Below are 12,941 nucleotides of genomic sequence, written 5' to 3' on the forward strand. Positions count from 1 at the left end.
TGAATGTCAAAACTTAGGTGAGCTTCACTTTACCCATTTTACCTTCGCCGCGCTCAGTGAGATAGCGCATCACTGGTGACGCTAATAATAGCTCTTGCGCGCTTTGTGCAGCTTGCTCAAGTCGCAGCTTCTGACGACTTTCAGGCGTTATGTCTGCAGTTTGCTGAGCACTGTCGTCTATCTTTAAGCTGATATCTGCTTGAGTAAACTGTTGTTTAAGCTTCGCGGCTAGCTGCTGAAAAGTGGCTTGCAAATGCCTACTATCAATATTAGTCAAAAAAGTAGAGCGCCCATCGCACAGACCGACCATAGTCCCTTGACGAGCTAAAGCGAGCTCATCTGAGGCCAAAACATCCTCCTCGCGTGCGGTCTGTAGCCAATAATCCCACTTCTCAGGTGTCCACTCGCCTGCCAAATCTTGCGGCGCACAGCGCAGTAAAGCCCTTGGATCATCGAGGGCTAACTGAGAGCTGCGTGAAGCATGATTTTGCAAGCTGGTTTGCTGTAAGTCTTCAGTAGCTTTAGGATTAATAATAGCTTTTACTTCAGCGGTAGGTTCTAGCTCAGTAGTAGGTTCCATATCCGTTTCAGTAACGGTTTTTAGCGATGTGTTAGTAGCCTCAACTGCTTCGTTAGTTACTTGTTGCTTCTGATCCGGTATTGATTGAAGTTCAGCAGCAGGTTCAAGTTCAGTAATAGACTCAGTCTCAGTCTCAGTCTCAATAACATTGACAGTAACAGATGCGATTTCAGGCTCAACGATAGGCTCAATTTCAGTAATCGATTCGGTTTCACTGACGATTGCGACCGCTGGATTAGCGATAGCATCTTCGTTACCTATATACTGCTTATGCTCTGGCATTGCTTCATTGTCAGACTGATTATCAATGCTAGCGTTTTCGAAGTCCTGCTCATCATAACTTGGCTCATAATTGTTTTGATGATCGATATCATAGGACGTTGACTCCTGTGGTGAGCTGACTATAGAGCCTATCACAGGAGTAGTTTCTTGATCATGAGCTATACTAGACGTTAATACTTCATCCGTTGGCAGCGGGCGAAAGGCTAGTAGGCGCAAAATGCACATCTCAAGCGCCTGCATGGGAGTGCTCGCCAGCTTAACACCTTCACGAGCTTGCACTACAATCTCATAGTATAGCTGCAATACATCAGGGCTGATACGCTGCGCCAACTCATTGATCGTTTGCGCTTGCGCTTCATTGACGTTTAAGGCCACCTCGGGCAACAGCTGAGTCAATGCCAATTGATGAAGCAGCTCAGCCAATCCATCGAACATACTAGCAGCATCGACCATTTGCGCGCGCATCTGCTCAATATGTGCAGCTACCGCTGCTGTATCGTGATGATAAATATCAGTAACTAAGCGCACTAAGTCTGCAGCATCAATCAAGCCAAGCATAGCATTGACCGTCTCATCATCAAGCGCGCCTTGTCCAAAAGCAATTGCTTGATCAGTCAATGACATAGCATCGCGCACTGAGCCCTTTGCAGCACTTGCCAGTTGCCAAAGCGCCGGCTGCGTGAACGCCACTTGCTCTTGGGTTAATACCTTTGCCAAATGCTCACTGAGCAAAGTCTGCGGCAAGGGTCGAAGCACAAACTGTAAGCAGCGTGAAATGATAGTGACCGGTAGCTTTTGAGGATCGGTCGTCGCGAGTAAGAACTTAACGTGCTCGGGAGGCTCTTCTAAAGTCTTTAGCAGCGCATTGAAGCTATGCGTCGATAGCATATGCACTTCATCAATAAGATAAACCTTGTAGCGCCCTTGGCTAGGTGCATAAGGTACATTGTCTAATAGCTCGCGGGTATCTTCAACCTTGGTACGAGAAGCTGCATCGATCTCAATGAGGTCAATGAAGCGTCCTTGATCGATAGCCACGCAGTTATCGCACACTCCGCAAGGAGTACTAGTAATGCCCGTATCACAGTTCAGACATTTCGATAAAATACGTGCAATCGTGGTTTTACCTACGCCGCGAGTACCGGTAAACAAATAAGCATGATGCAGACGATTATAGTCAATCGCATTGATCAAAGCTTGTGAGACGTGTGTCTGCCCAACGAGCTCATGAAAGTTTTTTGGACGGTATTTTCGGGCTAGAACTTGATACTGTTGCGTCATAATAGTTGCCAATATAGCAGTGCCAAATAAGGGGTACAGATGTTTATCATTAACAGATGGGCTTAAGTATTGATAATCGTACTTTTAGTAATACCTATTCCTAGTAATAGCTGTATTAGTAGTATAAGTATAGATTGTTTGAAAAGGTTGATAAGCTGTTGTTTATGTCGTTTACATACACTTGAGTCACTTACATACATTAAGATTGTGATTTTAACTCAGCTAATTGCTCATATAAGCGCTGCATTTCTGCATTTATAATGGCGCCATTTTGATAAAAGATATCAATCATTATTTCAGTATTTACGCTATCCTCGCAGTCTCTATTCTCAACCCCAATCAAGAACAAATCTTCCATAATAGGCTCTTGTAGATGAGCGTTGAGCTCTGATAACAAGTCTCGATAGTTGGCACGTACCTTATCTACGCTAAGCGGGCTACTTTCATATTGCGCGTAAAACACCAGCATATAATGGCAGCCAAAGCGATTATACGAGGGCTGGTGATCAATATAGCCATTCCAGCGCGCTTGTCCATCCTTATATTTATAGTCTAATATTCGCTCTACCAAACTGGCATAAGTATAGATAGATTCATCGACCAATAATTCAACTTGCTCTTTCGGCAGAGGCGATCCTGCTTCATAGTAGCGCTGCACAAGGCTATTGAAAAGCTTGTACCACATGTCAGATTTTTTGAGAATATCGGCTGATACTCCCTCAGTAGACGCTGATGTCGAAGCATGCGTTATATCCACCAAACGCGGCTCGATTTGGTCTAACAAGTTGTTTTCTACCAGCTGCTGCTGCACTTGTAGTGCTTTTTTATAGAAGTCTGATGATTGTAAGAAACCATTTAGCAGTGTCGACTCATCATTAAAAGGCTTGAGTGCTGTCAAATGGCTTCGATGAAACTGTAAAAATGCCGTGACATCGGTAGGGGTCTTTAATTGTTTTACTATTTTACTGAAGTTTTGCTGACTAAATATCTGTAAAATACTTTTTTCATCATCCAAATCTAGCACACAATCCTCTGCAAAGAACTGACTGCCATACTCGTACTGCACGTCATGTAATTGGCTATTGCTCTGAGGGTTGCTTTGACTGTCTAAATGCTTAATCGTTAAGGAAGTTAAACCGATAAAATATATAGCTTTATCTGCGCTTAGAGCGCTCTGCCTATCCATGAGTCTATCGTTGCTTAAGTAGACTTGCGCATGACGCTTCATCAGCTGATTAACAACCTCCTTTCTCCAAACTCTTATCTGTGAGGCATCTATATCGTACTGACTAACCTCAGCCGTGACGTCATTCACTAGCACATAAAGCACTGCTTCGGAGAATTCAAAAACAAAATCATAGCCTTGAAAATAATCCCTGCTAGTAGTGTTTTGATCACTGACTCCATACAAAGATAAAAAGCTTTGACGAATCAGTGCCTGCCAAGATGAAGCGCTTTGCGAATTTTCCATAACATCCCTATAAATGATATCCCTACAAGTAACATTTCTAAAATCGTTGCTTGTGACTAAGCTGCATAGAACAGTATCGAATACATCCTTGACTAGCTAATCACAAGCACTTTTTTAAAAAATTACGATTATTATATCGTCAATTAAACGTTATAGTGGATTTATGTCTAATAAGCAACTATTCGCCGCATTAGCCTCTCAGGCTAGTCTTCGATTTTGCGGCGCATGTGCGGGAACAATATCACGTCACGAATACTAGCTGAGTCGGTGAATAGCATCACTAGTCGATCGATACCGATACCTTCGCCTGCCGTTGGCGGTAAACCGTAAGACAAAGCTTCGATATAATCCTCATCGAAATGCATTGCCTCGTCGTCGCCTGCATCTTTTTCAGCAACTTGCCCGCGAAAACGCTCTGCTTGATCGGCAGGATCATTTAACTCGCTAAAACCGTTTGCCAATTCTCGGCCACCGATAAACAGCTCAAAACGATCGGTGATCTCAGGATTATCATCATTACGGCGCGCCAGCGGTGAGGTCTCTGCTGGATATTCGGTGATAAAGGTCGGCTGACGTAATTGATGCTCAGCGGTCTCTTCAAAGACAATAGTTTTGAGCTTACCGACGCCAAAGACGTCATTTACCGGTTGTTTAAGAGTATTGCTAACGTAGTCTGCTAAATATTCTCGATCATCGATACGCGTCATATCAAAATCTTCGGCGTACTGGGCGATCGCATCAGACATCGATAAGCGCGCGAACGGCGCTTTTAGACTAATAGCTTCATCTTGATAAGTCAGCTCAGTAGTGCCTAAAATATCAATCGCTAACTGATTAAATAAACGCTCGGTCAAATCCATCAAGTCATGATAATCAGCATAAGCTTGATAAAATTCAATCATAGTGAATTCAGGATTATGGCGAGTTGATACGCCCTCATTACGGAAGCTGCGGTTAATCTCAAAGACTTTTTCAAAGCCGCCAACCACTAGGCGCTTGAGATATAACTCTGGAGCGATACGCAGATATAACGGCATATCCAAGGCGTTGTGATGAGTCTCGAACGGACGAGCTACGGCGCCGCCTGGTATCGGATGCATCATTGGCGTTTCTACTTCCATAAAACGCTCATTCAGCATAAACTGGCGGATACCGCTAATCACTTGGCTGCGAATCATAAAAGTATCGCGCGTCGACTCATTGGTCATCAAGTCTAAATGACGATTACGATAACGTGCTTCGATATCAGCTAAGCCATGGAATTTATTAGGCATTGGACGTAGCGCTTTGGTGAGCAAGGTAAACTCTTCGATATGTACATAAAGATCGCCTTTACCCGATCGGCCGATATAGCCTGACACCCCAACGATATCACCTAGATCCAGTGACTTGATGCTGGCGCGCGTCTCTTCATCTAGCTCTTTACGAGCGACGTAGAGCTGAATGCGTCCCGTCATATCTTGAATAACAATAAACGAGCCACGGTTGAGCATGACGCGTCCTGCAACATTAACTTGCGTCTTCTCGCCATTCGCCGCTTTTTCTTCGATCTCTTGCTTGTCTATACCGTCAAAGGCCGTTTGCAAATCTTTGGCATAGTCAGTACGTTTAAACTGATTAGGATAAGGGGTTTTGCCAGAAGCGCTAATATCATCAAGCTTAGCTTGCAATTGCGCGATGAGCTCATTAGCTTCCTCTACAGTAGGCGCTTGTTCTTGTTGTGCTTGGTTGTTTTGATTGTTGGGCTTTGACATAACATTCTCAAATTTGATGGGTTTTGTTCTTGTTGGAAACTGATAAAACTATGATACTAGATTAAAAATACTAGGTTAAAAACCTAGCCTACGCCAAACGCTAAGCTTACGAGGCGGGATGCAGACTACTCACCACCGATACTCGCCATCAGATCGGCCTGGTGCTCACGTAATAGCGCATCTAGAAGCTCGTCTAAATCGCCCTCCATAATGGAATCTAGCTTATAAAGGGTCAAGTTAATGCGGTGATCGGTCATGCGCCCTTGCGGAAAATTATAAGTACGGATGCGCTCGCTACGATCGCCGCTACCCACAAGGTCACGGCGCATCTCATCTGCCGTATCAACCTGCGCTTGTACTTTGGCTTGCTGGATACGTGAGATGAGCATTTGCATCGCTTTGGCGCGGTTTTTATGTTGGCTACGCTCTTGCTGACACTCTGCTACTACTCCAGTAGGAATATGCGTTAAGCGTACCGCTGAGTCTGTAGTATTAACGTGCTGACCACCAGCGCCACTTGAGCGGTAGGTATCCATCTTGATGTCAGCAGGGTTAAGATCAACACTGTCATCAATCTCAACCTCTGGCATGACCGCCACCGTACACGCCGAGGTATGTACCCGGCCCTGACTTTCGGTCTCAGGCACTCGCTGTACACGGTGCGCACCTGACTCAAACTTTAGACGACCATAGACACTGTTGCCCGAGATGCGGCTGATGATTTCTTTATAGCCGCCATGCTCTCCTTCATTAGCAGACAGCACTTCGAGCGTCCAGCCTTGATTTTGCGCGTACTTTTGATACATGCGAAACAGATCACCTGAAAAGATAGCGGCTTCATCACCGCCAGTACCCGCGCGAATCTCAAGAAATGCAGGCACCTTATCATTAGGGTCTTTTGGTAGCATCATGACGTTGAGATCTTCTTCCATCTTTATAATAGCATCACGAGCGCTATCAATCTCATCTTGCATCATCTCTTTCATTTCAGGGTCTGACGCGTCCTCAAGCATAGCTTCGGCGTCAGCTTGATCGGACTCTGCACGGCCATAATTGAGCCATAAAGTAGTAATATCCATCAAGTCGCTGTGCTCAACGGACAGCTCACGGAATTTATTGTTATCGCTGATGACACCAGGGTCGGATAATAAGGCGGTGACCTCTTCATAACGGTCTACCATTTGGTCTAAGCGCAGGCGTAAGGATTCTTTCATAAAAAATCTTTTTATTAGCTAAGTAAAATAAGAGAGCAATTATAGCAAATTTTTGCCCTTATATTAAAAACACTGAGTAATCTTCTTGTTTAAGCCTAAAAGCCTTCATCATTAAAGATAACGCCTTATTCACAACCAAAAAAAATAGCCAAGAGAGCTCTTAGCTATTTTTTAGATAAACCAAATAGTTAATTGAAAACTGCTTTATACCTTACACCTTGCGCACGAGCACCGAACCGATCGAATAACCCGCGCCAAATGAGCAAATCACACCCAAGTCGCCTGATTGTAGCTGATCTTTATAGCGGTGGAAAACAATCATCGGACTTGCCGAGCTGGTATTAGCAAATTCATCGATAACACTTGGTACGATAGCTTTATCTGCTTCTTTACCCACTACTGTGCGTAATATTAAATCAAGCATATTGGCATTGGCTTGATGTAGCCACATCATCTTCACATCATCAGCTGCTAAGTCGTTTTCGGTTAAATGCTCCGTGATGATCTCTGAAACCTTTGGACAGACTTCCCGGAAGACTTTACGGCCATTTTGTAAAAACAGTTTGTCCGTGACTGGATCTTTGATATCTGGATACATCTGAGTCTGAGCCGCCAAAAACTCAGAGCGATCCATAAAGCCGTATTCGTTCTTAATGTTGGTTGAGAACTGGGTAAATAGCTTAGAGTTTAAAATCTCGTAGCCTTTTGGCGTATCAAGCTCCTCAACGATACTCGCGGTTGCCACATCGCCAAAGATGAAATGGCTGTCACGGTTACGCCAGTTCAGATGCGCTGAGGTAATCTCGACGTTGACGACGGCGACGCGTTTGGCAAGTCCTGAAATGATAGAACCATGCGCTTGCGATAAGCCGAAAGTAGCGGCGCTACAAGCGACGTTCATGTCATAAGCGAAGCCGCCTACCATGCCGATAGCGTCTTGAATCTCGATAGAGACCGCAGGGTAAGTACGCTGAAAGTTAGAACAGGCTAGAATAATACCATCTAGATCGTTCGCTTCGAGCCCCGCATCTGCCAGAGCGTCGTTCAATGCCGCAACGCCCATCTCTGCCATAACCGATAGCTCTTCGCCAAGATTACGATAAGCGATAACAGGCGCCATGATTTCAGGGTCAAGAATGCCGTCTTTTTCCATTACATAACGTGATTTAATCCCTGAGACCTTTTCGATAAATGCAGCCGATGAAGGCTCAAGAGCAGTTATAGTGTCATTAGCTATATCGTCAGCATGTTGTTCGTTATAGTTCTCTACATACTGATTAAAGGACTCAACGAGCTCTTCATTACTGATGCTATAGGGAGGGATATACAGGCCAGTGCCGGTGATACAAGTCGTCATGATAAGCTTCCTTGTCTACTACTATGTTGTCTTTAATAAGCATAAAATTTGTAAAAATAAGAATCAGCTGTTGCGATACTCTTATTTCAGTGAATAACTGTAAACTTAAACGGTTGTTGTTATTATGCCTGATTATTAGAATTTTGCTAATAGTTTGTTACAAATAACTATCAACTGCTATTTCGTATGAGCTATTACCGTACTGATACCCAGCTAAGCTATAATAAGACCATCAGAATATTATTTATGACTGACTAATGCGACTAGACCCCTGGAAATTATCATGGTAGAACTTTTTAATTGGCTATTTGGTCAATATGCGGACTACTCCACCCTATTTATCAGCTTAGAATTAGTCGCTGTCAGCTGCGGCGTTGCAAGCGTATTGCTGGCTAGTCGGCTCAACGTATTAGTGTTCCCCATTGGTCTAATCAGTACGGCGATTTTTGTCTATTTGCTGTGGCAGTGGCAGTTGTTTGGCGATATGTTTATCAATGCCTATTATACCGTTATGAGCTTGTACGGCTGGTTTAATTGGACTAAGAATAAAGCCGCTCTTCAGAATAGTACTGAAAACAATACTCAGTCCAACTCTGAGTATGAGTATGAGGTACAAGTTGAGCATATTAATAAACAGGATCTACCGATACTAGCATTACTAGCAGTAGCGACTATAGCCTTTGTCGCGCTAGTATATTATTTTAGGCCCGTTATTAATAATAACTTTAGCTTCGATGGCGCCGTATTGGGTTTAGCGTTGTTTACTTGGGTAGATTATACCGATATGTTCACTACAGCACTATTTTTGATGGCGATGTGGCTGATGGCTCGGCGAAAAATCGAGCACTGGCTCTTATGGATAGTCGCTGACGCTATTTCTGTGCCTTTGTACTTTTATAAAGGCTTTACCTTCACCGCATTTCAATACGTGATTTTTACCTTGATCGCAATTTGGGCTTATTATGAATGGCAACAACGCTATCGCAGTCAATCCGCACTTGGAACAGCATACGCCTAGCACTGTCATTACCGTAGCGGTATTAGGCGCAGAGAGTACAGGTAAGACCACCTTGTGTCAGGATTTAGCTGAGCATTTTAGTCATAAATGGACTAGTGCGTGGGTGCCTGAATATATGCGCGCCTACCTGCAAGATAAATGGAATAACGAGCAAGTTACTTGCACTTGGGAGGATTTACTTCCTATAGCCCAAGGCCAAATCGAACTTGAAAACAAGCTCGCTCAACAAGTCGCGCAAACGGCGCAAATAAATAACGCCGCTAACAGTTATTTATTCTGTGATACTAGCCTTTTTGAGCTGATGGTTTATGCCAATTGGTATTATGGCGACTGCCCAAGCAAGCTGGCGCAAGCCGCCCTAGTCCATCACTATGATTTAATATTATTAACAGAAGTAGACACGCCCTGGGTTGCTGATGATCTACGTGATAGTCCTCATGAGCGTGAAGCTATTAGTAGGCGTTTTGAGAAAGAGCTCAATAATCATCATAAAGCGTTTCGACGTATTGGTGGTAGTCGTGAGTCGCGTGTGCAGCAAGTCGTTAAGTGGTTAGGAAATTTGACTTGATTTTGCTTAGGCTATTCATAGAGACTGTTTGTAAAAGATAAGTTATTAAAATAAATTCAAAACCTTCCGATATCAGTTAGTCAATTCATTTCCATAGATTCTCCATCTTTCTTGCACGGCTTTTCAGTATTACTCCTCTACGCTGTTATTTAATCTTATGACTTGTTAGCTCAGTCGATAATTAAATCATCAGCTTGAGGATAATCTACATGCAAAAAACCTTATTTATAAAACTCTCTATCATCGTCAGCCTCTGTGTGATCTTCGCTATAGGTCTGACGATGTTTAGTGCTGTCATTACTGAAAGACAGTACTATGCCAACTCTGTGGTTCGCGAAATAGCCGATCAGCATGTCAATCCACAAGAGATTATCACTCCATTCATTATCATTCCTGTCACAACGACACCAAAATGTACAAGCACCGCTGATAAAGCGAATAAATGCGCCGCGGCTTTCACAACTATGAAAACAGTGTTCGCAGCGCAAACTTCAGCCGCGCAAGACCTTGCTGTCACTACCGACACTTATCAGCGCGGTATCTATCATGCCACTAGCTATAGTGGCGATATCAGCTTTGAGCAAGACTATAAATTACGGACAGGCGCTACATCATTAAAGACAAATGATGCAGCTGAGTTAGAAAATACGTTAACTGTAGCGGATAACACCTTATCATCTACCAAAAAGACGATCACCCATTGGGATCAAGCGAAGCTCATCATTCCAGTGTCAGACTTGCGCGGTGTGCCCGCCCTACCTACCGTCACTGTCGACAAGCAAACTCTCAAAGCCACTTATCCAAACATATCTATGCTTAACGGTTTGAGCTATGTGGAAGTCGCCTTACCACAAAATGTTATAGCTCAATTAAAAGCCAATGCTACGACTGCGTCTATCACAGCAGATAATAGACTCAACGCTGACAAAAATATCAAGATCAATATTGATTTACCCTTATCCGGTATTAGTAATTTAAGTACTGCGCCTACCGGCTCAAACTTTGATTTGAGCATGCAAAGCAACTGGCATGCGCCCAACTTTATAGGCAAAGCCTTACCGAACACTAAAGACTTTAGCGCTGAGGGTTTCACAGCTCTTTGGCAAAACCAGTATTTAACTGTGGCTAATAATCAATATTTATCGCAGTGCTTGAGCACGGCAAACAATAGCTGCACCGTTGATAGCAGAGCGCGCTTAGACAGTGGCAATCATGCTGATTATGAGGCGGCGGCAGTGGTCGTACAAGAAGCTGCCGGTAGCATCGGTAGCACCAATCACGGCAACCTAAATAGCGTGCGTCTTAATAGCTTTGGTGTCAGTTTCGCAGAACCTAACGATGTTTATTTGCAAACAGAACGTACCATGAAATACGCTCTACTATTAATTTTGATCTCATTTGGGACTTTCTTTTTATTCGAAGTGATTAAATCGAGTCGTATCCATCCGATTCAGTATTTGTTAGTAGGCTGCGCGCTATTGACCTTTTACGTTTTATTATTACCATTAGCTGAGCAAATCGCTTTTTGGCAAGCTTATGCTATCGCTGGCAGTGCGTGCGTTGGGCTGATCGGTTGGTACACCTATTATGTGTTAGGCAGCGTCAAGCGAGCGGTTATCTTTACAGCTATTTTAGCGGGACTCTACGCCGCCTTTTATGGCATTTTGACTGTTGAGGATCTAAATTTACTTTTAGGTGCGGTATTCTGCTTTATACTACTTGCCTGCGTGATGGTAATGACCCGTAAAATTGACTGGTATAAGATCGCTTGACTCAACACTAAAGAGACCTCGATGATAAAAAAAATTGAATTTTATTTAGAAAAGACCATCTTCAATAGTCGTTGGATATTGACACCGTTTTATTTAGGCTTAGTAATAGGTATCTTTTTGCTATTTATTAAGTTCGTACAGAAGCTAGCAGGAATGATGACTTATGTACTAGACGCCCCAGTATCTGATGTTATTGTAGATATCTTGGTACTAGTTGATATCTCTTTGGTAGCTAGTTTATTGCTCATTATTATCTTTAGCGGTTATGAGATTTTTGTCTCCAAAATCGATACGGGCACAAGCGACGATCGTCCAAGCTGGATGGGAAAAGTGGACTTTTCAGGCCTAAAGCTAAAAGTAATAGGCGCGATAGTTGCTATCTCAGCCATTGATCTTCTCAAGTCGTTTATGGATATATCTAGCAAGATGAGTGAGCTCGATGCTGATAAGCTCATGTGGAAAGTGATTATTCACATGGCTTTTGTACTCTCAGGTTTATTGTTTGCATTCATGGATAAAATCGTAGGCGACACCAAAAAGCATTAATAAATGTTATTACTTATAATACTCTAATTCTAAAGGGTTCTCTTGACAGCTACTTTCTATACTATTATTGCCCTTGTAGCTTTCGCTGCTAATTCTTTGCTATGCCGAATGGCCTTGATTGAAGATGCTATCGATCCATGGAATTTTACGATTTTTCGGCTGCTGAGTGGCGCTATTTGTCTAGGCTTTATCATTATCCTTCATGGACATCACCTAAAATATCAAGTACAAACCGCTACTTCTTTTAGCAGCGCCTCTAGCACTGACAGTAATAACAACGCCTCTACTGCTGCTATTTTAGCTGATAGAGGCAGCTGGCTTAGTAGTATCAGCTTAGTGGTGTATGCGCTTTGCTTTTCCTTAGCTTATGTCGATCTAGATACAGGCACTGGGGCGCTCATATTATTCGCCGCAGTACAGCTCACAATGATAGGTTGGGGTATCTACCAAAAAGAGCAATTGACTGTACTGCAGTGGCTAGCGCTAGCTTGCGCGCTTATTGGCTTTATATATTTGATGCTCCCTTCATCAGCCATACCCTCCTTTAGAGGCGCTCTGACTATGGCGCTTAGCGGTATAGCCTGGGGTATCTATAGCATACGCGGCAAAGCTTGTCTCTCACCGCTGCGGGCCACAGGGTTTAACTTTATTAGAAGCTTAGTCGCTATGCCTTTTTTATTGATAGTCGCTATCAGCTATTGGGTAGAGATAAGCATGCAAGGCGTGGTGCTAGCAGTCATATCAGGCGCGATTACTTCTGGCCTTGGTTACTGCATATGGTACGTGGCTATGCCATTATTAAAAAACACTCAAGCTGCGGTGGTGCAGCTTTGTGTACCGATAATCGCAGCGTTTGCAGGCGTTTTGTTTTTGTCAGAAACTCTGAGCTTACGCTTTATTATCGCTAGTATCGTTATTTTGGGCGCAGTATTAGTATTTGTGTTGAATAAGAAGCCTAATAACTATAACGACTCTGCTATCATTATGAAATAAGAACAGGAGCTTAATTATTCGAGTCTAGCTAGGGTGTGTTGACAATTACCGTAAATGGATAATCGTCGCTGCTAAATAGATATTAGCAGCAAACGACTCATCCGT

Annotated in this window: 10 protein-coding genes; 5 read left to right on the forward strand and 5 right to left on the reverse strand. The window is 43.3% G+C overall.

Annotated features, from left to right (window positions below):
* Positions 1–13: 13 nt before the first annotated feature.
* The 5 genes from dnaX to ACS8FD_RS06490 form a co-directional block, all read right to left on the reverse strand.
* Positions 14–2,143: a DNA polymerase III subunit gamma/tau gene (gene dnaX / locus ACS8FD_RS06470; protein WP_439275017.1), complete on the reverse strand. Its 2,130-nt coding sequence runs from the start codon at positions 2,141–2,143 to the stop codon at positions 14–16.
* A 199-nt stretch (positions 2,144–2,342) separates the two neighbouring features.
* Complete coding sequence (locus tag ACS8FD_RS06475) at positions 2,343–3,614, reverse strand: hypothetical protein (RefSeq protein ID WP_439275018.1); 1,272 nt, start codon at positions 3,612–3,614, stop codon at positions 2,343–2,345.
* Between the two features lie 203 nt (positions 3,615–3,817).
* The gene (gene lysS, locus ACS8FD_RS06480) at positions 3,818–5,368 is read right to left on the reverse strand and encodes a lysine--tRNA ligase (protein ID WP_439275019.1); all 1,551 of its coding nucleotides are present in this window, start codon (positions 5,366–5,368) and stop codon (positions 3,818–3,820) included.
* Positions 5,369–5,493: 125 nt separating this feature from the next.
* Entirely contained in the window at positions 5,494–6,582 is a 1,089-nt protein-coding gene (gene prfA, locus ACS8FD_RS06485; protein ID WP_439275020.1) for a peptide chain release factor 1, read from the reverse strand.
* Positions 6,583–6,793: 211 nt separating this feature from the next.
* Positions 6,794–7,939 (reverse strand): beta-ketoacyl-ACP synthase III, encoded by a 1,146-nt coding sequence (locus tag ACS8FD_RS06490; protein ID WP_439275021.1) that lies wholly within the window; start codon positions 7,937–7,939, stop codon positions 6,794–6,796.
* 283 nt (positions 7,940–8,222) lie between these two features.
* Between ACS8FD_RS06490 and pnuC the strand changes: the two genes are divergently transcribed.
* The 5 genes from pnuC to ACS8FD_RS06515 all read left to right on the forward strand — a co-directional run bounded on the left by pnuC (position 8,223) and on the right by ACS8FD_RS06515 (position 12,836).
* A complete protein-coding gene (gene pnuC / locus ACS8FD_RS06495; protein ID WP_439275022.1) occupies positions 8,223–8,957 on the forward strand; it encodes a nicotinamide riboside transporter PnuC in 735 nt (244 codons plus the stop codon).
* A complete protein-coding gene (locus tag ACS8FD_RS06500; protein ID WP_439275023.1) occupies positions 8,902–9,525 on the forward strand; it encodes an AAA family ATPase in 624 nt (207 codons plus the stop codon). Before pnuC ends, ACS8FD_RS06500 begins: the two co-directional genes overlap by 56 nt.
* Positions 9,526–9,734: 209 nt before the next feature.
* Positions 9,735–11,297, forward strand: a complete 1,563-nt coding sequence (creD, locus tag ACS8FD_RS06505; protein ID WP_439275024.1) for a cell envelope integrity protein CreD — start codon at positions 9,735–9,737, stop codon at positions 11,295–11,297.
* 21 nt (positions 11,298–11,318) lie between these two features.
* Positions 11,319–11,843: a TIGR00645 family protein gene (locus tag ACS8FD_RS06510; RefSeq protein ID WP_439275025.1), complete on the forward strand. Its 525-nt coding sequence runs from the start codon at positions 11,319–11,321 to the stop codon at positions 11,841–11,843.
* 42 nt (positions 11,844–11,885) lie between these two features.
* Positions 11,886–12,836, forward strand: coding sequence for a DMT family transporter (locus ACS8FD_RS06515; RefSeq protein ID WP_439275026.1), 951 nt, complete (start codon positions 11,886–11,888; stop codon positions 12,834–12,836).
* The last annotated feature ends 105 nt before the right edge of the window (positions 12,837–12,941 follow it).

Source organism: Psychrobacter sp. 1U2, from assembly GCF_051847575.1.

Bases quoted from the DNA above. Each gene is read 5' to 3' on its own strand.
- lysS (WP_439275019.1), bottom strand. From the start codon at position 5,368: ATGTCAAAGCCCAACAATCAAAACAACCAAGCACAACAAGAACAAGCG.
- creD (WP_439275024.1), top strand. From the start codon at position 9,735: ATGCAAAAAACCTTATTTATAAAACTCTCTATCATCGTCAGCCTCTGT.
- ACS8FD_RS06490 (WP_439275021.1), bottom strand. From the start codon at position 7,939: ATGACGACTTGTATCACCGGCACTGGCCTGTATATCCCTCCCTATAGC.
- ACS8FD_RS06475 (WP_439275018.1), bottom strand. From the start codon at position 3,614: ATGGAAAATTCGCAAAGCGCTTCATCTTGGCAGGCACTGATTCGTCAA.
- dnaX (WP_439275017.1), bottom strand. From the start codon at position 2,143: ATGACGCAACAGTATCAAGTTCTAGCCCGAAAATACCGTCCAAAAAAC.
- ACS8FD_RS06500 (WP_439275023.1), top strand. From the start codon at position 8,902: ATGAATGGCAACAACGCTATCGCAGTCAATCCGCACTTGGAACAGCAT.
- pnuC (WP_439275022.1), top strand. From the start codon at position 8,223: ATGGTAGAACTTTTTAATTGGCTATTTGGTCAATATGCGGACTACTCC.
- prfA (WP_439275020.1), bottom strand. From the start codon at position 6,582: ATGAAAGAATCCTTACGCCTGCGCTTAGACCAAATGGTAGACCGTTAT.
- ACS8FD_RS06510 (WP_439275025.1), top strand. From the start codon at position 11,319: ATGATAAAAAAAATTGAATTTTATTTAGAAAAGACCATCTTCAATAGT.